The organism is Pseudomonas sp. NKUCC02_KPG (assembly GCF_019345465.1).
Lineage (GTDB): Bacteria > Pseudomonadota > Gammaproteobacteria > Pseudomonadales > Pseudomonadaceae > Aquipseudomonas.
Window position 1 is genome coordinate 83,834 of sequence record NZ_JAHKRC010000020.1, and the last position, 21,974, is coordinate 105,807.

A 21,974-nucleotide genomic window follows, 5' to 3' on the forward strand; every position below is an offset into this window, starting at 1 on the left:
GCCGCTCAATGGAGCGCCTGCGGCGCTTGCAGCAAACCGTGCTGCAGCAGCGTGACTTGATAGCCGAGCACAACGATTACCTGCTCAACGAGCAGCGGGTAGCCAAGGCGGTATTTGATCGGGTGGCGCATTCAGGGTGTCTGGATGCCCCCAATATCCGCTTCTTGCAATCGCCCTATGCCTTGTTCAATGGTGATCTGTTATTGGCGGCCTACACCCCCGCCGGGGATACCCACCTGCTGCTCGCTGATTTCACCGGCCACGGTCTTCCTGCGGCCATTGGCGCAATGCCACTGGCCGAGGTGTTCTACAGCATGACGGCCAAAGGCTATGGCCTGGCCGAAATCCTCCGTGAAATGAACGCCAAGCTTAAGCGCATCCTGCCCGTCGACATGTTCTGCTGCGCCACGTTGCTGTGTGTCAGTGCCCAGCGCCGTTGTGTCGAGGTCTGGAATGGCGGGATGCCCGACGGTTACTTGCAGTCCGGTGGTGAGCGTACGGCATTGACGTCGCAACACCTGCCGCTGGGGGTGTTGCGCGCTGAAGTGTTTGACCATGCCACTCAAGTCTTTGCGATGCTGCCCGGTGATCAGGTGTTTTTGTTGACCGACGGCGTGATCGATACCTGTGGCCCGGATCAGCAACTGTTCGGGGTTGAACGTCTGGAGCGGGTGCTCGATGCCAATCGCCATCCGCTGCAACTGATTGCCGAGGTCGAACAGGCGTTGCGCGATTTTCAGGGGCGGGCCCGGGATGACGTGAGCATGGTGCATATCACCTCACAATTGCCGCAGTTTCTGGGTGTGCCAGCCATCGTCTATTCAGACAGCGGCCAATGCAGCCCGCGGGACTGGTCGTCCCGTTTCGAGTTTCGGGCGCGAACCCTGCAACAGTTCAATCCACTGCCTTTCTTGCTGCAATTGCTGATGGAGGTCCACGGATTGCGTGCCCAGGGGCCGGTGATCCATGCGGTGCTGTCCGAGCTTTACAATAATGCCCTGGAACACGGGGTGCTGGGCCTCGACTCTCGGCTCAAGCGCGATACAGAAGGGTTTGCCCATTATTACCAGCAGCGCAGGGAGCGCTTGGCGACCCTCAAAAGCGGATTTGTGCGGGTGTCGTTGCAGGTCGAGCCGATCGGGGAGAGCGGACGCCTGTTTATCCAGGTTGAAGACAGTGGTGCCGGCTTTGATGTCGACAAAGTCATGTCCAGACCCCTTGATTCAGACCGTCTGTCGGGGCGTGGCGTGAGTTTGGTCCGGCAACTGTGCCCTGCGGCCCGCTGGGCACCTGATGGCCGCAGTGCGACCGTAGAGTTTTCATGGGGGGGTCTGGCATAATCCGGCCATTCTTGATCAAGGAGTGAACAAGTGTCTGACATTCATATGGATCCGAAAGTGGTCGATGCGTTGCGAGACGTGATGGAGGGCGGTTTTGCAGACCTGCTCGATACCTTCCTCTCTGACTCCGAAGAGCGCATGGGGCAATTGCACAACACCCGCGAAGCCGACGACCTGACACTGGTTGCCCACAGCTTTAAAGGCAGCAGCAGCAACATGGGTGCCATTCGTTTGGCGCACTTGTGCGGCCTGCTCGAAGAGCGTGCGCAAAAGAAGCAACTGGCCGGTATCCAGGAGCTGGTGATCAAGATCGACGATGAATACCAGATGGTTCGGCGACTTTATCGTGCCGAGCGCCATCGCTCAGGGCCTCCGTATTTTGTGATCAGCTGATTGCGCAAAGCTGGCCCAAACCTTGCTCTGACTCTCTGACCTGTACCTATGCCTGCCGTACAGCGGAGACCCGTTAATGCCCGTTGCCGCCCAACCCTTGCTTCAGATACCTGCCGTTGCTGCGCCAAAAGCAGCGGCGGGCAGCCCTGCGCAACCTGCCACGTCCCCGGCACAACCCTTTGCCGCGGTGTATGCCAGCGCGTCTGAGCCGGCGCCAGCCGTTGCCGATAGCGGCAACCCATTGCCTGGCGGCAAGACCAGGGATGCAGCCATGACTGATCAGGATGACAGCGCTGGCCAGTCGGGCGACGACTTGGCCGTTGTCGATCCACTCATGCTGCTGCCTGTGACGGCACCTCCCGCGGCGGTTGTCGAGGCGGTACCCGAGACACCAGAGGTGCCGGTAGCTGCACAGGCCCAAGCGGCACAGCCACGGGTGGCTCAAGCTCAGGTTCAGTCGCTTCTGCAACCGGCAGCCGACGACACCTTCGACCCCGAAGCGGATCCTCTCGACGCGATGCCGGCCGTGCGCCTGGCGATGGAGCAGGGCGGGCATGTATCGGCCAGCAGCCAGAGCCCGGTCAAGATCCCGTCGAACGAAACCCCACCGGCCACGGTTCAGGGGCAGGCCAGCAGCATCGCCATGCTGATCGATGGGAGTGCTGGCGAGTCAGCGACCGGTGAGGGCGGCGAGAAGGCTTTCAAGGGCTTGCTCGATGACGGTCTCAAGGATCTGAAAAGTACGTCCAGCGATACGCGGGTCGATGACTTCGCCAATCGCCTGGCGGCCCTAACCCAGGCTGCAGTGCCCAAGACCGTGAACACGCTGCCGGTCAATCAGCCCCTGGCCATGCATCAGGGCGGCTGGTCTGAAGAGGTCGTCAATCGGGTGATGTACCTGTCCAGCGCCAATCTCAAATCTGCCGACATCCAGCTGGAGCCAGCGGAGCTGGGGCGCCTGGATATTCGGGTCAACATTGCCGCTGACCAGTCGGCGCAGGTCAACTTTGTCAGTGGTCATGCTGGCGTGCGCGAAGCGCTGGACAGCCAGATGCACCGCTTGCGCGACATGCTGGCACAACAGGGGATGGGGCAGGTGGACGTCAACGTCTCCGACCAGCCGCGCAACTGGCAAGGGCAGCAGGGCCAGGAGCAACAGGCCCGCAGCGGAAGCGGTGGTCAGCGGCTGGACAGTGTCATGGATGACGAGCCAGTGGACGTCGCGGCGGTCGCGCCAAGCGTAGTATTGGGCTCCAGTGCAGTGGATTACTACGCCTGAGTAAAAACCCTGTGGGAGCGGGCTTGTTCGCGATGGCTTCGGCGCGCTGTAACGGCGGCGCCCCATAGCCTGTATCGCGAGCAAGCCCGCGTCCACAAAGTCACCCACCGTCCTGCTTCTGGCATAACACTTGCTGTGCCTACCCCGGCATCTGTGAAAACCAAATAGTGACGGATTATTGGCATGGCGACGAGCGACGCGGTAGATGAACCGGCCGGCAAAGGCAAACTCAAGCTGATTATCCTGATCGTCGTGGCTGTACTGCTGGCGATTGGTCTTTCTGTAGGCGCCACCTGGTATTTCATGCACAGCCCCAAGAGCGAGCCTGTGCCGCAAGTGGACAGCAACGTCAAACCGGCCGCCCTCTATGAGCCCATGGCCCCGGCCTTCGTGGTCAATTACAACGCCAATGGCCGCCAGCGCTACATGCAAGTGAGTGTGACCTTGCAGGCCCGCGACCCCGCCGATCTGAAGGCGCTCATGGTGCATATGCCGGTGATTCGCAACAACCTGGTGATGCTGTTTTCCGGTCAGTCCTTTGACGACCTCGCAACACCGGTGGGCCAGGAAATTCTGCGCCAGAAAACGACTGCCAGCGTGCAGGACGTAGCACAGAAAGAACTCGGCAAAGTGGTTATCGACCAGGTGCTCTTTACTAACTTTGTATTGCAGTAGGATCACGACATGGCCGTGCAAGACCTGCTGTCCCAGGATGAGATTGACGCGCTGTTGCATGGCGTCGATGACGGTCTGGTACAGGCCGAAACAGCTGCCGAGCCCGGCAGTGTCAAAAGCTATGACCTGACCAGTCAGGACCGTATTGTCCGGGGGCGCATGCCGACCCTGGAAATGATCAACGAGCGTTTCGCCCGCTATACCCGTATCAGCATGTTCAACCTGCTGCGCCGCTCGGCGGACGTGGCGGTGGGCGGGGTGCAGGTCATGAAGTTCGGCGAGTACGTGCACTCGCTTTACGTGCCTACCAGCCTGAACCTGGTCAAGATCAAGCCGTTGCGCGGCACGGCACTGTTCATCCTCGACGCCAAACTGGTGTTCAAGCTGGTGGACAATTTCTTTGGCGGCGACGGCCGTCACGCCAAGATCGAAGGCCGGGAATTCACCCCTACCGAATTGCGCGTGGTGCGCATGGTGCTGGAGCAGGCCTTCATTGATTTGAAGGAGGCCTGGCAGGCGATCATGGAGGTCAATTTCGAGTACATCAACTCAGAAGTTAACCCGGCCATGGCCAATATCGTCGGCCCCAGTGAGGCCATTGTGGTGTCCACTTTCCATATCGAGCTCGACGGCGGTGGCGGCGACCTGCACGTGACCATGCCGTACTCGATGATCGAGCCGGTGCGCGAAATGCTCGATGCCGGATTCCAGTCCGACCTCGACGACCAGGACGAACGCTGGAGCAAGGCCCTGCGCGAAGACGTACTCGACGTCAGCGTGCCGCTCAGTGCCACCGTGGCCCGCCGTCAATTGCGCCTGCGGGACATCTTGCACATGCAGCCCGGCGATGTGATCCCCATCGAACTGGAAGATGAATTGGTAATGCGCGCCAATGGCGTGCCTTCGTTCAAGGTCAAACTGGGCTCCCACAAAGGCAATCTTGCCTTGCAAGTGGTTGAGCCCATCGGGCGGCGTTAAGCCGCTCCACACCCATCCAATGATTGACTGCCCGCCGAGGACACCCCATGGCTAACGAACACGATACAACTGCTGCAGACCAGGCGCTGGCTGATGAATGGGCTGCGGCGCTGGAAGAAACCGGCGATGTTGGCCAGGCAGATATCGATGCTTTGCTGGCGGCTGATGCAGTCACCAAACCGGCCCCCAACCGTCTGGCAATGGAAGAGTTCGGCAGTGTGCCGCGCAACAACCAGCCGGTGACGCTGGATGGCCCTAACCTGGACGTGATTCTGGATATCCCGGTGTCGATTTCCATGGAAGTGGGCAGCACCGACATCAATATCCGTAACCTGCTGCAACTCAACCAGGGGTCGGTGATCGAGCTGGATCGCCTGGCTGGCGAACCGCTGGACGTGCTGGTGAACGGCACCCTGATTGCTCACGGCGAAGTGGTGGTGGTCAACGAAAAGTTCGGCATCCGCCTGACTGACGTGATCAGCCCCAGCGAACGCATCAAGAAGCTGCGTTAAGTGAAGCGGTTACTCGGCGGTTTAGTGGCCTTGCCCTTTAGCGTGCTGGCGGCCGAACCTGTGGCCACGGCTGTCGCGGCTCCGGTGGTGGGCACCAGTATTGGCGGGCAATTGACGCAATTGGTGCTCGGCCTGCTGCTGGTGCTGGGGGTGATATTTGCCCTGGCCTGGCTGCTGCGCCGTGTCCAGCAGGCGGGCCCGCGTCAGGGGCAGGTGATCGAGCTGATCAGTACCCGTGCCCTGGGTGCGCGGGATCGGCTGGTGCTGGTGCAGGTCGGCAGTGAACAGATCCTGCTGGGCCTGACGCCGGGCCGTATCACCCCGCTGCACGTGCTCAAGGAGCCGGTGCAAGTGCCCGGCACAGCGCAACCTGCAACCCCCGAATTTGCCAAGCGCCTGATGGAAATACTGGGTCAGCAAAAGGACAAGCCGTAATGCGTTTAGTTGTCGCGCTGTTGTTGGCGCTTGTCGCGCCGTTGGCGTCAGGGGCTGACCCGCTGTCGATTCCGGCGATAACCCTGGGCACCGGGGCCAATGGCCAGCAGGAATATTCAGTCAGTCTGCAAATTCTGCTGATCATGACCGCGCTGAGTTTCATTCCGGCGTTCGTCATGCTGATGACCAGCTTTACGCGGATCATCATCGTGTTCTCGATCCTGCGTCAGGCCCTGGGCCTGCAGCAGACACCGTCCAACCAGATCCTCACGGGCATGGCGTTGTTTCTGACGATGTTCATCATGGCCCCGGTATTCGACCGGGTGAACAACGACGCCCTGCAGCCTTATCTTGCCGAAAAGCTCTCGGCCCAGGATGCGATTCTCAAGGCTGAAGTGCCGATCAAGGACTTCATGCTGGCCCAGACCCGGACCAGCGATCTGGAGCTGTTTATGCGCCTGTCCAAGCGCACCGACATCGCCACTCCGGATGCCGCTCCCCTGACCATCCTGGTGCCCGCGTTCGTCACCTCGGAACTGAAAACCGCGTTCCAGATCGGGTTCATGATTTTTATCCCGTTTTTGATCATCGACCTCGTGGTGGCCAGTGTGCTGATGGCCATGGGCATGATGATGCTCTCGCCGTTGATCATTTCGCTGCCGTTCAAAATCATGCTGTTTGTGCTGGTGGATGGCTGGGCGTTGATTATCGGCACCCTGGCCAGCAGTTTTGGCGGAGTGTGAGTCATGACCCCAGAAGTTGCGGTTGACCTGTTTCGCAGTGCGCTGTGGCTGACCACCCTGATGGTCGCCGTGCTGGTGATCCCCAGCTTGCTGGTCGGGTTGCTGGTGGCCATGTTTCAGGCGGCGACCCAGATCAACGAACAAACCCTCAGCTTTCTCCCGCGACTGCTGGTGATGCTGATCACGCTGATCGTGGCAGGGCCCTGGCTGGTGCAGACCTTTATGGAATACATCCTGCAGTTGTACGGCAGCATTCCGCAGTTGATCGGTTAAATGTCGCTTCTGGCCCTGACGGACGCGCAGATCAGTACCTGGGTCGCCAGCTTTATGCTGCCACTGTTTCGGGTGGGCGCACTGCTGACCACCATGCCGATCATCGGCACGACCCTGGTGCCCAAGCGGATCAAGCTGTTTCTGTCATTGGCGATCACCCTGGCGATCATGCCCAGCCTGCCGCCGCTACCCGTCGTCAACCCGCTGGACCTCAGCGGCCTGATGCTGATTGCCGAGCAAATCATCATTGGTGCATTACTGGGGTTTTCGTTGCAGCTGTTTTTCCAGGCGTTCGTGGTGGCCGGGCAAATTGTCGCGATTCAGATGGGCATGGGCTTTGCGTCCATGGTCGATCCGGCCAACGGCGTTAACGTGGCGGTGATCGGGCAGTTTTTCACCATGCTCGTGACCTTGCTGTTTTTGTCCATGAACGGCCATCTGGTGGTGTTTGAGGTACTCACCGAGAGCTTCACCACCTTGCCGGTGGGTGGCGGGTTGCTGAGCCATCACTACTGGGAAATCGCCAACAAGCTCGGTTGGGTGCTGGGGGCGGCGCTGCTGCTGGTGCTGCCTGCCATCACCGCGTTGCTGGTGGTCAACATCGCGTTTGGCGTGATGACCCGGGCTGCGCCGCAACTTAATATTTTTGCCATCGGCTTTCCGCTGACCCTGGTGCTGGGCATGGTGATTCTGTGGATCAGCATGGCGGACATTCTCAACCAGTATCAACCGCTGGCCTCCGAGGCCCTGCAGTTTTTACGTGAACTGGCACAGGCGAAGTAGACCGCTATGGCAGAGAGTGAAAGCGGTGCCGATAAAACAGAAGACCCCACGGAGAAACGGAAAAAGGACTCCAGGGAAAAGGGCGAGATCGCACGCTCAAAAGAGCTGAATACCTTGGCCATCATGTTGGCCGGCTCGGCGGGTCTGCTGATTTTTGGTGGTGCGCTGGCCCAGGACATGATGGAGTTGATGCGCTACAACTTCAGCCTGAGCCGCGAGGTGCTGCTCAATCCTGACTCCATGGGCCTGTTTTTACTCCACTCGGGAAAAATAGCCCTGCTTGCCCTGCAGCCGGTATTGGTCACCTTGCTGATCGCCGCTCTGGTCGGGCCGATTTCCCTGGGAGGCTGGCTGTTCGCCGCTGGCAGCCTGGCCCCTAAATTCAGCCGCATGAACCCCGCAGCGGGGATCAAGCGCATGTTCTCGGCCAAGGCGCTGGTCGAGTTGCTCAAGGCCCTGGCCAAGTTCTTCATCATCCTGATCGTGGCCTTGCTGGTGTTGAAGTCCGATATCGACGACCTGCTGCGCATCGCCCATGAGCCGCTGGAACTGGCGGTGATCCATAGTCTGCAAGTGGTGGCCTGGAGCGCCTTGTGGATGGCCTGCGGGCTGATCCTGATTGCCGCCGTGGACGTGCCGGTGCAGCTGTGGGAAAGCCATCAGAAACTGCTGATGACCAAGCAGGAAGTGCGCGACGAACACAAGGACCAGGAGGGGCGGCCCGAGGTCAAGCAGCGGATTCGCCAGTTGCAGCGCGATATGTCGCAACGGCGGATGATGGCGGCGATCCCGGATGCGGATGTCATCATCACCAACCCGACCCATTACGCCGTGGCCCTCAAGTACGACCCGGAGAAAGGCGCGGCGCCGATGTTGCTGGCCAAGGGCAGTGACTTCCTGGCGCTGAAGATTCGCGAGATTGGTGAAAAGCACAACATCCTGCTGCTTGAATCCCCTGCGCTGGCGCGTTCGATCTACCACTCCACCGAGCTGGAACAAGAGATTCCTGCCGGGCTGTACCTGGCCGTGGCCCAGGTGCTGGCCTACGTGTACCAGATCCGCCAGCACCAGGCGGGCAAGGGCAAGCACCCGGACGCGCTCAAGGACCTGCCGATCCCGCCGGATTTGAAACGCGATGATTGAGAAGCCGTTAATTCTTTCATTGCATTAGACAGTGCTTGAATGAAGTGCGTATAAGTATTCTTAAGTAATACATATGTTGGAGTTGAAGTGCTTGCGATATGTTTCGTGAAAAACATATAGTTATTACTTCAGTGCGTAGGTGATTGAGAGGCTTTTAATTGTTGTTGGTTTCCTACGTTTATTTTCGAAGTTTCCTTCTATCTTATGAAGTTGTCCTGCGTGCCGGTAATAAAGTTCCTGCGTGCTGATAGTCAATGTCTTGCATATTTTTTAATGATTTGATTGTTAAATTCCCTCCGCTCTTTTTATGGGGCTGCACTCGATCACAGCAAGAAAGTTTGACTGTGTTCTGAATCAAATAAACAACTCAAATCCATATTTGTTTTATATGGTTTAACAGTGTTTGTGTGGGAGGCATTTTGATGAATGTTGTATTTAAAACAGTCGTGGCATCCATGGCTATTCTGATGGCTTCTGTGTCGGGAGCTCATGCGGCAGGTGCCGGTACAGGCACGATCAGTTTCGAGGGAGAAATCCTCGAAGCGGCGTGCTCTATCGTGCCAACCAGTGTCGATCAGACGATTCCATTGGGGCAGGTTGCCAAGTCGCAACTGAGTACTGGGGGTGTTACCAGTCCTGAGAGCTTTCAAATCGAACTGACCGGATGTGCGCTGACGGCACTCACCGATAAAACAGTCACGGCCACCTTTACGGGTGCAGCTTCTACAGACGTGACAGGGGCATTGGGTATTGCCGGCACGGCCCAGGGCGCGGGCATCATGATGGTCGATGGTGCTGGCACCCCGATCGTTCTGGGCACGCCGACCAGGCCGCAACTCCTTCAGCCGGGCGAGAATACCCTGACCTATGGTGCCTACTTGAAAGGCAAGGCCACGGGCGATATCACGCCGGGCGTGTTTACTGCTGTGACCAACTTCTCCTTGGCTTATCAGTAAGTGATTACCCTGCTACCGCTCACCCGGTAGCAGGGCAACTACAGGTGGGAGTTGGGTGTGAAAATACTCTCGAGGCTGAAAGTTTTCTGCGCGTTTATTCTGTTTGCTGTTTCGTTTGATACGGTCAGTGCGCAGCAACTGTATCAGGGTGGTGGTCGAGTCACGTTGGTTGGGCAAGTTATTGATTCTGCGTGCGCACTGGATGCAAACAGTATTTATCAAGTGATTGAATTTGATCCATTGCCCATGGGGCAACTTATTCGGCTGGGTGAAAGTGCGCCGCGTACATTCATATTGCGTTTAATCAAGTGTTCATTGGTACGGCCTGATCCTGGTCGCCCGGGTGCGTTTCTGCCCGATTGGCAGCATGTCAGGGTGACCTTTGATGGGCAGGCCGACAGTGGCGGCAAGTTGTTTGCCGCTGCGGGCTCTACAAGAGGTCTGGCCTTGCGCATTACTGACGGGCAAGGGCTGCAAAGTTTACCGGGCGTACCCATGTCTCTGATGTCTCTCTCCGGAGGAGATCAGGAATTGCGCTACACCCTTCAAATGGTTGGCAACGGAAGCCCTATGGCGGTTGGATCTCATCGTGCTGCGGTGCGTTTCAGGCTGGAGTATTTCTGACATGTACGGGCTGCTTGATTTGCGAGACTACTCAGTTGCCAAAACGCTTCTGTGGACGGGCGTGTTGAGCGGGCTGATGACAATGGGAGGCAAGGTGCTTGCCGTTGAAGACATTCAGTTCAATACCGACATTCTCGATCTGAACGATCGCACCAACATCGATTTATCACAGTTTTCGCGTAGCGGATTTATCTTGCCGGGTACTTATCCAATGCAAGTGCAGATCAACACGCAGTTGCTGCCTGAGCAGCGCATTCCCTTTTACCCTCCGGACGACGACCCCAAAGGCAGTCAGGCCTGCCTGTCACCTGATCTGGTAGAACAACTGGGCCTCAAGAGCGACAAACAAGCCGGGCTCAATTGGTGGAGGGGTACAGAGTGCCTGGATATCAGCGGCCTGCCGGGGATGGAAGTCAGCGGCGACCTGAGCACTTCCACTCTCTATATTTCCTTGCCCCAGGCTTATCTGGAGTACAACGCCTTGAACTGGGACCCGCCTTCGCGGTGGGATGACGGCGTGCCCGGTGTGTTGATCGATTACAACCTGACGGCGCAGTCCATCAACCAGCGCGACACGGCCCGGCGCACCAACTTGACGGGCAACGGTACGTTTGGTGCCAACGCAGGGCCTTGGCGCTTTCGCGCTGACTGGCAAGGTCGTATCGAAGAGGCAACTGTCAGCCGTGAGCAACGGCTTGAGTGGAGCCGCTTTTATGCGTATCGCTCGTTGCCGTCCATCCAGTCGCGGCTGATGCTGGGGGAGAACTACCTCTACTCGGACCTGTTCGACAGCTTTCGTTTCAACGGCATTGCCCTCAGCTCGGATGACAACCAGTTGCCGCCCAACCTGCGCGGCTACGCGCCCGAAGTCGTGGGTGTGGCCAAGACCAATGCCAAGGTCATCATCAGTCAGCAAGGCCGGGTGCTTTATGAGGCGCTGGTCGCGGCGGGGCCCTTTCGCATTCAGGATCTCAATGAAGCCGTCACCGGTACGCTTGATGTCCGGGTCGAAGAGCAGGACGGCAGCGTCACCACCTTCACGGTTGAGTCCGCCAGCATTCCCTACCTCACGCGGCCCGGCACCGTGCGCTACAAGCTGGCTACCGGCCAGCCCTCAAGCCTTCATGATGGCGGGCAGGGGCGTACCTTCGGGATGGGGGAGTTTTCCTGGGGGGTCAGTAACGGCTGGTCCCTGTATGGCGGTGGCATCAGTGATAACAATTACACAGCACTTTCTGTCGGGGCAGGGCGCGATCTGCTGGCCTTCGGTGCGATGTCATTCGATGTCACACGGGCCAGCGCCACACTTCACGACAAGGCCTTGTCGGGTGACTCCTATCGCCTGAGCTACTCGAAAAAATTCGACCAATACGACAGTCAGATCACGTTTGCCGGTTACCGTTTTTCCGAAAAAAACTACCTGAGCATGAGTGAATACCTGAACGCCCGTCATTACGGCGGGCCTGTGGGGGGCAGCAAGTCACTCTACACCGCGACTTTTAACAAGCAGTTTCGCGATGCGGGGCTTTCCGTCTATTTGAATTACAGCAACCAGTCCTATTGGGATCGCCCGGCCAGCGAGCGATGGAATCTGTCGCTGGCCCGCTATTTCAGTGCGGGCACGGTTAAGAACATGAGCCTGTCACTTAACGTGTTCAGAAATCAGGAACGCAACCAGCACAACGGCATCTCCAACAACAGCAGCGGGATGTACCTGTCACTCAGCCTGCCGCTGGGCCGCTCGGGCACCCTGACCACCACCGCCAGCAACTCGCTGGGCAAAAACAGTTATGGCGCACGTTTCAGTGACCGGCTGGATGAGCGCAACAGCTATCAACTGTCAGTCAGTAATACGTCAGTCAGCGGTTATCTGAGCCATATCGGTGATCAGGCTGAAATCTCTGCGAGTGTCGCCCAGCAAGAAAACAACTACACCAGCCTCAACGTTTCTGCCCGAGGCGGTGCCACGCTCACGTCCAGGGGCGGCGCAGGGCATAGAACGTCCGGCACCGGTGGCACCCGGTTGCTGATCGACACCAGTGGTGTGCCCGATGTGCCGGTGCGGGGGTATGGCACGCCCACCCGCAGCAATGTGTTTGGCAAGGCGGTGATCGCCGATGTCAGCAGCTTTTTGCGCACGGGCGCCAGTGTTGACCTGGAGAACCTGCCCGCCAATGTGGAAGCGACGCAGTCCGTGACCCAGCTGACCCTGACTGAAGGCGCCATCGGCTATCGCACGCTGGATGTGATTGCCGGCCACAAAGCGATGGTGCTGCTGAGTCTGCCTGACAGCAGCGTCCCGCCATTCGGGGCCACGGTGAAGAATGAAAAACAGCAGGACACTGGCATCGTCAATGACGGTGGCAGCGTCTACCTGAGCGGAATTCGCCCCGGGGAACGGATGACTGTCAGTTGGGGAGGGGCCGAACGCTGCACGCTGATCATGCCTTCAAGCCTGCCGGATGACGGACTGACCACGACCCTGAAGCTGCCCTGCCAAATCCTCGACCCTGCGCCAGCGCCGCTGACCTCACTTATCGATACGGAGAAAAAGTCCACATGATTCTGAATTTGCGCTGTGCGCCTGCGACGCTGGCCCTTTTGACGTTGAGTCTGTTCAACAACGCGAATGCAGCCATAGGCCTTGATCGAACCCGGGTCGTATTTGATGGCAACAAAGATGCCGTCAGCATGAGCATCACCAACAACAACACCCAGTTGCCCTACCTGGCCCAGGGCTGGGTCGAGGATGAGCAGGGCAACAAGATCACCTCGCCGCTGATCGTGCTGCCGCCGGTCCAGCGCCTGGAGCCCGGCAAGCGCAGTCAGGTGAAAGTCCAGTCGCTACCGGCAGTCAAATCCTTGCCCCAGGACCGTGAGACTGTCTATTACTTCAATCTGCGGGAAATCCCGCCCCGTAGCGACAAGGCCAACAGCCTGCAAATTGCCTTGCAGACCCGTATCAAGCTGTTTTACCGCCCGGCTTCGATAGTCCCTGGTCAGCAGGAGCAATCTGACCCCTGGCAGCAACAACTGACCCTTACCCGTGAGGGTGATCACTATCGGGTCAATAACCCCACCCCCTACTACATCACCCTGATCGATGCCCGTCGTGGCAAGGACGCAGAAACCGCCCCGGGTTTTGAGCCGCTCATGGTCTCGCCAAAGGATTCATTGAAGTTGGGGGCGACGGTGACTGCATTGGGGGCCGCGCCCTTGCTGACGTATGTCAATGATTACGGTGGCCGTCCGACGCTGGTGTTCAGTTGTACCGGTGATACCTGCAAGGTGGACCAGCAAGCGTCTTCAACCAATGAATAGCGTGCGCAGACACCCCGTCACACCCGGCAGGGTAACGGCGCTGAGTTGTTTGTTGCTGACATTGCATGCCGTGCAGAGCCGTGCCGAAGTTGGAGGCATGAGCGGGATTCTGGATATATCGGGCTCACTGCACAATTCACCCTGTGTGCTGGACATGGCTTCGGCGGATCAGGCCATAGACCTTGGCAGCGTGCCGCGCAGTCAATTGATGCGCCCTGGTGATCAGGCATCGCCCGTGGCTTTTCAGTTGCGCTTCCTCGATTGCCAGCGCGCTTCCGGGAGCATCCTCAATGCCCGCACGGGCCAGCTGGTGTGGAGCGCCTATCAGCCTGTGGTGTCCGTGGCTTTTGTGGCGCCAGCCGATGCGGACGATCCGCGGCTGGTCAAAGTGCAGGGTGTTACAGGCATGGGACTGCGACTGACCGATGCCCTTGGGCGGGACGTGCGCCTGGGGTCGGGCGGTGAACCCTTGTTTCTGGAGCGCGGCGATGACGCTCTGACGTGGCAGGTCCAGCCAACCCGCACATCGGCAGCACTGAGCAATGGTGCTTTTCGGGCCACGGTTGATTTCAGGCTTATGTATGAGTGAGGAAAAACGATGAGCATGCCATCTGTTTCGCGGGTTCTGCTCGCCTGTGGTTGTTTGCTGCTGGCCCTTTGCGAAGGGGCTCGGGCAGATGTCAGTGTGTCTATCCGTGGCGTGGTCATGGCGCCTGTGCCTTGCGTCGTCAACGGTGGCAGCACGCTTGATATCTCTTTCGGCAGCGAAGTAGTCACGAACCAGGTTGACGGTTCGAACTACCGCAAAACTGTGCCCTATACGGTGACGTGCGGGCCACAGCCAACGAACAACATGACGTTGACCTTGCTGGGCAGTGGGGCCGGGTTTGACAGTGCAGTTCTGCGCACCAGCAAGAATGATCTCGGGGTCAAGCTTCTGGTAAGCGGTGTTGCCTGGCCCCTCAATCGTGCGCTGAATTTCACATACCCCATCTTGCCGAGAATGGAAGCGGTGCTGGTGAAAAACCCTGGACGCACACTGACTGGCGGGGCGTTTTCAGCCACCGCTACGTTAGTGGTTGCCCTGCGATAAGAAGGATTCACATATGAAACGTTGGCAACTCTCTGCTTTTTTTACCCTGTGCGCTTTGGGTCTTGGCCCCGACGCAATGGCAAACCTCACGTTCCGCGGCACGCTGGTAGAGCCGCCACCCTGCACCATCAGCAGCGGCAGCACGATCGATGTCAACTTCAACAACGTGGGCATCAATGCCGTCGACGGTGTGAACTACCTTCAGCCCTTGAGTTACACGATCAACTGCGCTGCCAGCCCATTGCCCTGGCGGATGATGTTGACGGTGCAGGGCACGGCAACGACGTTTGACCCGGCCGCCGTGCAGACCAGCGCTGCAGACATGGGGGTTCGACTCTTGCGAGATGGTGTGGCTTTCACGCTCAACACGCCGATATCGATCAACCCTTCGAGCCCTCCGGTACTGCAAGCGGTCCCGGTCAAACGACTTGGGGGCTCGCTCGCTTCGGGCGGGTTTACGGCCTCCGCAACGTTGCTGGCCTACTACGAGTAGAGGCGGGTACTCCATGCACATTCAGATAGAAACCCAAGGTTGGAAACCCTTGGCATTGGCACTGCTGATGGGGGTGCCCTTGTCGTTGCCCGCCAGCGCCAGGGCTGCGGACAATCTGCGTTTCAGCGGGGGGCTGGTGGCCGAGGCGTGCTCGTTCAGGCCCGGCGATGAGGCGATCGTACTGGATCAGCTGGAAGCTTCGAGCCAATACCTGTACCTGAACGCCCGCACGGTCAGCAAGCTCTTCCAGATCCACCTTGAAGGGTGCGACACCAGTATCAGCAGCTTTGTCACGACCAGATTCAGTGGTAATGAGAACCCTGCGCTGCCCGGTTTACTGGCACTGGGCGGTGGCAGTACAGCTGCGGGAGTCGCCATCGGGATAGAAACCCCCGGGGATAATCTGGTGCCGTTAAATGTGGCCAGTGACAGGCAGCTATTAAGTAATGGCGCCAATGTAATTGCTTTTAAGGCATTTATTAAGGCTGAGCCACAGGCCATTGTAAATCGATCAATAACGGCTGGTAACTTTACGGCTACTTCGATCTTTATGTTGAATTATCCTTAAAGTGGTATTCCTGTTGTCAGGCTATTTTATAGTGAAGAGATTGATATGAAGTATTTAATTGGGCTGATGATATTGATGCTGGCTCAGATTGCCAGCGCAGCGGAGTGCCGGGTAAATGGCGGCGAGTGGGTTAATCCGGCGGGCCATGGGTTTAATGTTTATGTCGAGGTGGCAGCGAACACCAGTCTCGGGAAAATTTTGCTCGATGGTTATACGATGGACTGCAGGCATGGAATGCCTAGCTCTTCAAGTCCCTATCAACACGTAGTGACCTATCCCGAAGCTGTAAGGCTGAGTCCGAATTACAGCAGTCTCGAGGGCGGGTTGAGCGTGAACGGGAGTGCTTATTATCCGATCCCTGTGAGAGGCGGTATTCTCCTTTCAGTACAGAGAAATGAGCCTTATATGAGTGTGCCGGGTCGGCCATATTTAAACATTGCCACGACGCCGGGTAGTTATATCAAGATCGACTCAGGGACACTCATCGCGACCATTACTTTGGGTATACGTCCCTTTACGTTTTGGGGGGCAGAGAGGGAGATCAGTACAATTGTCAATGTGTTTGCCCGCAATTCTCTCAACTTGAGCCCGTCAACCTGCACGATTAACAATAATAACCCACTGGATGTGGACTTTGGTCCGGTGGATCCCGTTGCGGTAGGGGAAACGCCACACAGTTCACCCAACTTGAAAATTGTCACGCTCAATTACACATGTCCTTCCCCAGGCATTTTTTCCGGCATAGAGGTCTCGTGGAGGGGGGCCGCCTCTTCGTTCAACTCAAGTGCCCTGGCCACCAGCAATGCCAATCTTGCTACCACCATGACTCGGGGCACTTCGGTAGTACCTGTAGGAGGCTCTTTCAGGACCTCTATCAGCAACAGTTCAGGGAGGGACTCGGTAGCGTTTTCACTGATCCGCAAACCCGGCAGCTTTCCTGCCGCAGGGCCTTTCACGGGGAGTGCCACGCTGGTATTGAGCGCGCCCTGAGTCTGGCTGGTGCTTGTACAAACGACTGTTTTAGAGGCCAGTGACGAAAGTTGGAAGGTTTCTTGCACAGGCAGGCTTTACGGCGCACATGGCGTCAAAAGTTTGCTAAAGGTTTGTCGCAATGTCACTGGATCGCTCTCAGTTAATCAACACCGCACGCAGCGGTCTGGCCGGCCTCGGTCGGGGACAGTTGGGTGTGCCGCTGTTGTTGCTGGTGATGCTGGCAATGATGATGTTGCCCGTTCCGCCGTTTCTGCTGGACGTGTTTTTCACCTTCAACATCGCGCTGTCGATTGTGGTGCTGCTGGTGTGCGTCTACGCCCTGCGGCCGCTGGATTTTGCGGTGTTCCCCACCATTTTGCTGGTCGCCACCCTGATGCGGCTGGCCCTGAACGTGGCCTCGACCCGGGTGGTGATGCTCCACGGTCATGAAGGTCACGCGGCCGCAGGCAAGGTGATCCAGGCCTTCGGTGAAGTGGTGATCGGTGGTAACTACGTCGTCGGTATCGTGGTTTTTGCGATTTTGATGATCATCAACTTCGTGGTCGTGACCAAGGGTGCCGGGCGTATCTCCGAAGTGAGCGCCCGCTTTACCCTCGACGCCATGCCCGGCAAGCAAATGGCAATCGATGCCGACCTCAACGCCGGTCTGATCGACCAGAACCAGGCCAAGGCCCGCCGTCAGGAAGTGGCCCAGGAGGCCGAGTTCTACGGCTCGATGGACGGTGCCAGCAAGTTCGTGCGCGGTGACGCCATCGCCGGTCTGCTGATTCTGTTTATCAACCTGATCGGCGGCATGGCCGTCGGTATCTTCCAGCACGGCATGACCTTCAGCGAAGCGGGCAAGGTGTATGCCTTGCTGACCATCGGTGACGGTTTGGTGGCGCAGTTGCCGTCCCTGTTGCTGTCCACCGCTGCCGCGATCATGGTGACCCGTGCTTCGGGCTCCGAAGACATGGGCAAGCAGATCAATCGCCAGATGTTTGCCTCACCCAAGGCGCTGGCGGTGTCGGCAGGCCTGATGGCTGTGATGGGGATGGTGCCGGGCATGCCGCACTTTTCCTTTCTCAGCCTGGCTGCAGTCGCCGGTGGCGTCGCGTACCTGATGTGGAAGAAGCAGAACGTGGTCAAGGTCCAGGCCCTGCAGGAGGTCAAGCGCCAACAGGAGCTGTTGCCATCGCCTGCCCGCGCCCAAGAGACCAAGGAGCTGGGCTGGGATGACGTGACGCCCATCGACATGATCGGCCTGGAGGTTGGCTATCGGCTGATTCCGCTGGTTGACCGCAATCAGGGTGGCCAGTTGCTGGCGCGGATCAAGGGCGTGCGCAAAAAGCTGTCCCAGGACCTGGGCTTTCTGATGCCCACCGTGCATATCCGCGACAACCTCGACCTGGCCCCCAGTGCGTATCGCCTGACCCTGATGGGGGTGATCCTGGCCGAGGCCGAGATCTACCCGGACCGCGAGATGGCGATCAATCCGGGGCAGGTGTTCGGCACGCTCAACGGCATTACCACCAAGGATCCGGCCTTTGGTCTGGAAGCGGTGTGGATTGAGGTCAGCCAGCGCAGCCAGGCGCAATCGCTGGGCTATACCGTAGTGGACGCCAGTACGGTAGTGGCGACCCACCTTAACCAGATTCTGTACAAACACTCCCATGAGCTGATCGGTCATGAAGAAGTGCAGCAGTTGATGCAACTGTTGGCCAAGTCTTCACCCAAGCTGGCTGAAGAGCTGGTGCCGGGCATCCTGAGCCTGTCCCAACTGCTCAAAGTGTTGCAGGCCCTGCTGGCTGAACAGGTGCCGGTGCGCGACATCCGCAGCATTGCCGAAGCCGTCGCGAACAATGCCCATAAGAGTCAAGATACTGCCGCTTTGGTTGCCGCGGTGCGGGTCGGGTTGTCGCGCGCCATCGTGCAAAGCATTGTAGGCGTTGAGTCTGAGCTGCCTGTGATCACCTTGGAGCCAAGGTTGGAACAAATATTGCTCAATAGTTTGCAGAAGGCCGGACAAGGCCAGGAAGAGGGCGTGTTGCTGGAGCCAAGCATGGCAGAAAAGCTCCAGCGCTCGTTGATCGACGCTGCTCAGCGTCAGGAGATGCAAGGTAATCCGGTGATTTTGTTGGTGGCAGGCCCGGTACGCGCGATGCTTTCGCGTTTTGGCCGTCTGGCGGTGCCCAACCTGCATGTACTGGCTTACCAGGAAATCCCTGACAACAAGCAGGTCACGATCGTTGCGACAGTAGGCCCTAACGGCTGAGGGTTTGGTTTATGCAAGTGAAGCGATTTTTCGCCGCCGATATGCGTCAGGCCATGAAGCTGATTCGTGATGAGCTGGGGGCTGACGCCGCCATTATTGGCAACCGCCGGATAGCCGGGGGCGTTGAGTTGACTGCGGCCCTGGACTACAAGCTGTCCGCGCTGGCACCCCGTGTACCGAACATTGAGCTCGAAGAAGAGCTGCGCAAGACCCAGTCGCGGATTGTCTCGGCCCAGGCCGAGTTGAGCCTGCGCGGTGAGGGCGAGGCGGGGGACAACCGTCAGTTGTTTGCCGGTCTGCCGCTGACCGCCGCCGAACCGTTGATCGAGCCGACCCTTGAAGAGCCGCCGCGCCCTGCGCCTGCGCCAGCCGCACCGACGATTGATCAGCGCGCATTCGACAACATGCGTCATGAACTCAACGGTTTGCGCGAGTTGCTCGAAGTGCAGCTCGGCTCGCTGGCCTGGAGCCAGCTGCAGGATGCCAAGCCTGCCCAGGCCAATCTGTGGCGTCGCCTGCAGCGTATCGGCCTGTCCGGGCCGCTGTCCCGTGATCTGCTGGCGCAAGTGGCCGGCATCGAGGAGCCGCGTCAGGCCTGGCGGATGCTGTTGGCGCACCTGGCGCGCATGATTGCCACGCCTGAGCTGGAACCGCTGGAAGAGGGCGGTGTGATCGCGATGGTCGGCCCCGCAGGGATGGGTAAAACCACCACGCTGGCCAAGCTGGCGGCGCGTTATGTGCTCAAGTACGGCGCGCAGAACATTGCCCTGGTGAGCATGGACAGCTTTCGTATTGGCGCCCAGGAGCAACTCAAGACCCTGGGCCGGATTCTCAACGTACCGGTGACCCACGTGGCCCCCGGTCAGTCGTTGGGCCAGACCCTTGAGCCACTGGTGCGCAAGCGCGTGGTGCTGGTGGACACTGCCGGGCTGCAAGCCAGCGACCCGGCGTTGCGCCTGCAGCTGGAAAGCCTCGCGGGGCGGGGCATCAAGGCCAGAAATTATCTGGTACTGGCCACCACCAGCCAGAAACAGGTGCTGACGGCGGCGTACCTCAGTTACAAGCGTTGCGGGCTGGCCGGTTGCATCCTGACCAAACTGGATGAAACGGCAAGCCTGGGCGAGGTGTTGAGCCTGGCGATCAGTCACGGGCTGCCGGTGGCGTACCTCACCGATGGTCCAAGGATTCCGGATGACCTTCACCTGCCGCGCCGTCACCAGTTGGTGAGTCGCGCAGTGAGTGTGCAAATGCAGGAAGAACCCAGCGAAGAAGCCATGGCCGATATGTTCGCTGATATCTATCACAGCCCTCCCAAGCGGGTAGGCTGAGGTAGTCAAGATTACGTTGCAATGTACCTACATCTGATGGTCTGAAGGTTTTGTTCCAATGGGGAACGGGCAGCCAACGCATGTAGCCGCGTCTAAGTAAGACAAGGTAAAAAAAGATCATGGGCAGCATGCATCCCGTACAGGTGATCGCAGTGACCGGCGGCAAGGGTGGCGTCGGTAAAACTAACGTCTCAGTCAACTTGTCCATCGCATTGGCCGAGCTGGGCAGGCGCGTTCTGTTGATGGACGCGGACCTTGGACTGGCGAATGTCGATGTCCTGCTGGGCCTGACCCCCAAATTCACCCTGGCCGATGTGGTCGAGGGGCGTTGCGAGCTGCGCGATGTCTTGCTGCAAGGCCCTGGCGGGATTCGTATCGTGCCGGCGGCTTCGGGCACCCAGAGCATGGTGCAGCTGAGCCCGGCGCAACACGCCGGTCTGATCCAGGCCTTCAGCGACCTCGGCGACAATCTGGATGTGCTGGTGATCGACACCGCTGCCGGGATTGGCGAGTCGGTGGTCAGTTTTGTGCGCGCCGCCCAGGAAGTGCTGCTGGTGGTCTGCGACGAGCCGACATCGATCACCGATGCCTATGCGCTGATCAAGTTGCTCAATCGCGATTACGGCATGAACCGCTTTCGCGTACTGGCGAACATGGCCCAGAGCCCGCAGGAAGGGCGCAATCTGTTCGCCAAATTGACTAAAGTCACCGACCGCTTTCTGGATGTGGCCCTGCAATACGTGGGCGCCGTTCCGTATGACGAATGCGTGCGCAAGGCCGTGCAAAAACAGCGGGCCGTCTACGAAGCGTTCCCGCGCTCCAAGTGCTCCCTGGCGTTTAAAGCCATCGCCCAGAAAGTCGACACCTGGCCGCTGCCCGCCAACCCCCGCGGGCATCTGGAGTTCTTTGTCGAGCGTCTGGTGCAGCAAGCAGGGGGGCGCTTTTAATGACCGCCAGTGGCTATCGCATGTACAGCAAGGCGTCCCGTGACAGCCAGTACGAGCTGATCGAGCGCTACGCCCCTTTGGTCAAGCGCATCGCCTATCACCTGTTGGCGCGCTTGCCGGCCAGCGTGCAGGTGGACGACCTGATCCAGGCCGGGATGATCGGGCTGCTCGAGGTGTCGGGCAAATACGACGCCACCAAGGGGGCGAGTTTTGAGACCTATGCCGGGATTCGCATTCGTGGCGCCATGCTCGATGAAGTGCGAAAAGGCGACTGGGCCCCGCGCTCTGTCCACCGCAATACGCGCATGGTCAGCGATGCAATTCGGGTAATTGAAGCAAAAACCGGTTGTGACGCTAAAGATCATGAAGTTGCGGCCGAACTCCAGTTAAGCCTTGATGATTATTACGCCATCTTGAATGACACCCTGGGCAGCCGCCTGTTCAGTTTCGACGACTTGTTGCAGGACGGCGAACACGAAGGGCTGCATGAGGATGGCGCAAGTGCTCACCCGGAGCCGTCCCGCGATCTGGAAGACGAACGCTTCCAGGGCGCGCTGGCCGATGCGATTGCCCATCTGCCCGAGCGTGAGCGGCTGGTGTTGGCGCTGTACTACGACGAGGAACTGAACCTCAAGGAAATCGGCGAAGTGCTGGGGGTCAGCGAGTCCCGTGTGAGCCAGCTGCACAGCCAGTGCGCAGCGCGGCTGCGTGCACGCCTGAGCCAGTGGCGAGCGCACTGACCGGAACACGCGTACTTATTGTGGGAGCGGGGGGGGGTGGGCGGGGGGGGCGCCCCGGGTGCACTCAAAAAAACCCCCCCCCCACCCCCGCACACCCCCCCCC

Annotated in this window: 23 protein-coding genes and 1 pseudogene; all 24 read left to right on the top strand. The window is 58.8% G+C overall.

Annotated features, from left to right (window positions below; all coding sequences use genetic code 11):
* Nucleotides 1-2: 2 nt before the first annotated feature.
* Nucleotides 3-1,340 (top strand): annotated as a pseudogene (locus KO536_RS22345) (SpoIIE family protein phosphatase); the annotation flags it as partial.
* Nucleotides 1,341-1,370: 30 nt separating this feature from the next.
* Entirely contained in the window at nt 1,371-1,733 is a 363-nt protein-coding gene (locus tag KO536_RS22350; RefSeq protein WP_133076004.1) for an Hpt domain-containing protein, read from the top strand.
* 76 nt (nt 1,734-1,809) lie between these two features.
* Nucleotides 1,810-3,012: a flagellar hook-length control protein FliK gene (locus KO536_RS22355; protein WP_219262981.1), complete on the top strand. Its 1,203-nt coding sequence runs from the start codon at nt 1,810-1,812 to the stop codon at nt 3,010-3,012.
* Between the two features lie 183 nt (nt 3,013-3,195).
* Nucleotides 3,196-3,687, top strand: coding sequence for a flagellar basal body-associated protein FliL (gene fliL / locus KO536_RS22360; protein WP_133076006.1), 492 nt, complete (start codon nt 3,196-3,198; stop codon nt 3,685-3,687).
* 9 nt (nt 3,688-3,696) lie between these two features.
* Nucleotides 3,697-4,665: a flagellar motor switch protein FliM gene (gene fliM / locus KO536_RS22365; protein ID WP_019828822.1), complete on the top strand. Its 969-nt coding sequence runs from the start codon at nt 3,697-3,699 to the stop codon at nt 4,663-4,665.
* Nucleotides 4,666-4,712: 47 nt separating this feature from the next.
* Nucleotides 4,713-5,177, top strand: coding sequence for a flagellar motor switch protein FliN (gene fliN, locus KO536_RS22370; RefSeq protein WP_219262982.1), 465 nt, complete (start codon nt 4,713-4,715; stop codon nt 5,175-5,177).
* Nucleotides 5,178-5,612 (top strand): flagellar biosynthetic protein FliO, encoded by a 435-nt coding sequence (gene fliO, locus KO536_RS22375; protein ID WP_219262984.1) that lies wholly within the window; start codon nt 5,178-5,180, stop codon nt 5,610-5,612.
* The gene (fliP, locus tag KO536_RS22380; protein WP_133076009.1) at nt 5,612-6,355 is read left to right on the top strand and encodes a flagellar type III secretion system pore protein FliP; all 744 of its coding nucleotides are present in this window, start codon (nt 5,612-5,614) and stop codon (nt 6,353-6,355) included. Before fliO ends, fliP begins: the two co-directional genes overlap by 1 nt.
* Before the next feature lie 3 nt (nt 6,356-6,358).
* Nucleotides 6,359-6,628, top strand: a complete 270-nt coding sequence (gene fliQ / locus KO536_RS22385; RefSeq protein WP_019828826.1) for a flagellar biosynthesis protein FliQ — start codon at nt 6,359-6,361, stop codon at nt 6,626-6,628.
* Nucleotides 6,629-7,411 carry a flagellar biosynthetic protein FliR gene (gene fliR / locus KO536_RS22390; RefSeq protein ID WP_133076010.1) on the top strand — a complete coding sequence of 261 codons (783 nt, stop codon included), beginning with the start codon at nt 6,629-6,631 and terminating at the stop codon, nt 7,409-7,411. It begins immediately after the preceding gene.
* Nucleotides 7,412-7,417: 6 nt separating this feature from the next.
* The gene (gene flhB, locus KO536_RS22395; protein ID WP_133076011.1) at nt 7,418-8,554 is read left to right on the top strand and encodes a flagellar biosynthesis protein FlhB; all 1,137 of its coding nucleotides are present in this window, start codon (nt 7,418-7,420) and stop codon (nt 8,552-8,554) included.
* Between the two features lie 422 nt (nt 8,555-8,976).
* A complete protein-coding gene (locus KO536_RS22400) occupies nt 8,977-9,510 on the top strand; it encodes a fimbrial protein (RefSeq protein WP_219262986.1) in 534 nt (177 codons plus the stop codon).
* Between the two features lie 57 nt (nt 9,511-9,567).
* Nucleotides 9,568-10,134: a fimbrial protein gene (locus tag KO536_RS22405; protein ID WP_326427188.1), complete on the top strand. Its 567-nt coding sequence runs from the start codon at nt 9,568-9,570 to the stop codon at nt 10,132-10,134.
* A 1-nt stretch (nt 10,135) separates the two neighbouring features.
* On the top strand, nt 10,136-12,697 hold the full coding sequence (locus KO536_RS22410; protein ID WP_219262987.1) for an outer membrane usher protein: 2,562 nt from the start codon (nt 10,136-10,138) through the stop codon (nt 12,695-12,697).
* A complete protein-coding gene (locus KO536_RS22415) occupies nt 12,694-13,455 on the top strand; it encodes a fimbria/pilus periplasmic chaperone (protein ID WP_219262988.1) in 762 nt (253 codons plus the stop codon). Before KO536_RS22410 ends, KO536_RS22415 begins: the two co-directional genes overlap by 4 nt.
* Complete coding sequence (locus KO536_RS22420; RefSeq protein WP_374105726.1) at nt 13,448-14,044, top strand: fimbrial protein; 597 nt, start codon at nt 13,448-13,450, stop codon at nt 14,042-14,044. The genes KO536_RS22415 and KO536_RS22420 overlap by 8 nt, the downstream gene beginning before the upstream one ends.
* Before the next feature lie 9 nt (nt 14,045-14,053).
* Entirely contained in the window at nt 14,054-14,548 is a 495-nt protein-coding gene (locus KO536_RS22425; protein ID WP_219262989.1) for a fimbrial protein, read from the top strand.
* Between the two features lie 13 nt (nt 14,549-14,561).
* Nucleotides 14,562-15,041, top strand: a complete 480-nt coding sequence (locus tag KO536_RS22430) for a fimbrial protein (RefSeq protein WP_219262990.1) — start codon at nt 14,562-14,564, stop codon at nt 15,039-15,041.
* A 13-nt stretch (nt 15,042-15,054) separates the two neighbouring features.
* The gene (locus tag KO536_RS22435) at nt 15,055-15,609 is read left to right on the top strand and encodes a fimbrial protein (protein ID WP_219262992.1); all 555 of its coding nucleotides are present in this window, start codon (nt 15,055-15,057) and stop codon (nt 15,607-15,609) included.
* Nucleotides 15,610-15,654: 45 nt separating this feature from the next.
* Nucleotides 15,655-16,599 (top strand): fimbrial protein, encoded by a 945-nt coding sequence (locus KO536_RS22440; RefSeq protein ID WP_219262994.1) that lies wholly within the window; start codon nt 15,655-15,657, stop codon nt 16,597-16,599.
* Nucleotides 16,600-16,726: 127 nt separating this feature from the next.
* Nucleotides 16,727-18,856 (top strand): flagellar biosynthesis protein FlhA, encoded by a 2,130-nt coding sequence (gene flhA, locus KO536_RS22445; protein WP_133076257.1) that lies wholly within the window; start codon nt 16,727-16,729, stop codon nt 18,854-18,856.
* A gap of 11 nt (nt 18,857-18,867) precedes the next feature.
* Nucleotides 18,868-20,184: a flagellar biosynthesis protein FlhF gene (flhF, locus tag KO536_RS22450; RefSeq protein WP_095021423.1), complete on the top strand. Its 1,317-nt coding sequence runs from the start codon at nt 18,868-18,870 to the stop codon at nt 20,182-20,184.
* 119 nt (nt 20,185-20,303) lie between these two features.
* Nucleotides 20,304-21,131, top strand: a complete 828-nt coding sequence (fleN, locus tag KO536_RS22455) for a flagellar synthesis regulator FleN (protein WP_095028721.1) — start codon at nt 20,304-20,306, stop codon at nt 21,129-21,131.
* On the top strand, nt 21,131-21,871 hold the full coding sequence (fliA, locus tag KO536_RS22460) for an RNA polymerase sigma factor FliA (protein WP_019828842.1): 741 nt from the start codon (nt 21,131-21,133) through the stop codon (nt 21,869-21,871). Before fleN ends, fliA begins: the two co-directional genes overlap by 1 nt.
* The last annotated feature ends 103 nt before the right edge of the window (nt 21,872-21,974 follow it).

What these genes read in the sequence shown, in the direction of transcription:
- KO536_RS22355 (WP_219262981.1), top strand. Translation starts at nt 1,810, where the DNA reads ATGCCCGTTGCCGCCCAACCCTTGCTTCAGATACCTGCCGTTGCTGCG.
- fliL (WP_133076006.1), top strand. Translation starts at nt 3,196, where the DNA reads ATGGCGACGAGCGACGCGGTAGATGAACCGGCCGGCAAAGGCAAACTC.
- fliM (WP_019828822.1), top strand. Translation starts at nt 3,697, where the DNA reads ATGGCCGTGCAAGACCTGCTGTCCCAGGATGAGATTGACGCGCTGTTG.
- fliN (WP_219262982.1), top strand. Translation starts at nt 4,713, where the DNA reads ATGGCTAACGAACACGATACAACTGCTGCAGACCAGGCGCTGGCTGAT.
- fliP (WP_133076009.1), top strand. Translation starts at nt 5,612, where the DNA reads ATGCGTTTAGTTGTCGCGCTGTTGTTGGCGCTTGTCGCGCCGTTGGCG.
- fliQ (WP_019828826.1), top strand. Translation starts at nt 6,359, where the DNA reads ATGACCCCAGAAGTTGCGGTTGACCTGTTTCGCAGTGCGCTGTGGCTG.
- fliR (WP_133076010.1), top strand. Translation starts at nt 6,629, where the DNA reads ATGTCGCTTCTGGCCCTGACGGACGCGCAGATCAGTACCTGGGTCGCC.
- flhB (WP_133076011.1), top strand. Translation starts at nt 7,418, where the DNA reads ATGGCAGAGAGTGAAAGCGGTGCCGATAAAACAGAAGACCCCACGGAG.
- KO536_RS22400 (WP_219262986.1), top strand. Translation starts at nt 8,977, where the DNA reads ATGAATGTTGTATTTAAAACAGTCGTGGCATCCATGGCTATTCTGATG.
- KO536_RS22410 (WP_219262987.1), top strand. Translation starts at nt 10,136, where the DNA reads ATGTACGGGCTGCTTGATTTGCGAGACTACTCAGTTGCCAAAACGCTT.
- KO536_RS22415 (WP_219262988.1), top strand. Translation starts at nt 12,694, where the DNA reads ATGATTCTGAATTTGCGCTGTGCGCCTGCGACGCTGGCCCTTTTGACG.
- KO536_RS22420 (WP_374105726.1), top strand. Translation starts at nt 13,448, where the DNA reads ATGAATAGCGTGCGCAGACACCCCGTCACACCCGGCAGGGTAACGGCG.
- KO536_RS22425 (WP_219262989.1), top strand. Translation starts at nt 14,054, where the DNA reads ATGAGCATGCCATCTGTTTCGCGGGTTCTGCTCGCCTGTGGTTGTTTG.
- KO536_RS22430 (WP_219262990.1), top strand. Translation starts at nt 14,562, where the DNA reads ATGAAACGTTGGCAACTCTCTGCTTTTTTTACCCTGTGCGCTTTGGGT.
- KO536_RS22435 (WP_219262992.1), top strand. Translation starts at nt 15,055, where the DNA reads ATGCACATTCAGATAGAAACCCAAGGTTGGAAACCCTTGGCATTGGCA.
- KO536_RS22440 (WP_219262994.1), top strand. Translation starts at nt 15,655, where the DNA reads ATGAAGTATTTAATTGGGCTGATGATATTGATGCTGGCTCAGATTGCC.
- flhF (WP_095021423.1), top strand. Translation starts at nt 18,868, where the DNA reads ATGCAAGTGAAGCGATTTTTCGCCGCCGATATGCGTCAGGCCATGAAG.
- fleN (WP_095028721.1), top strand. Translation starts at nt 20,304, where the DNA reads ATGGGCAGCATGCATCCCGTACAGGTGATCGCAGTGACCGGCGGCAAG.
- fliA (WP_019828842.1), top strand. Translation starts at nt 21,131, where the DNA reads ATGACCGCCAGTGGCTATCGCATGTACAGCAAGGCGTCCCGTGACAGC.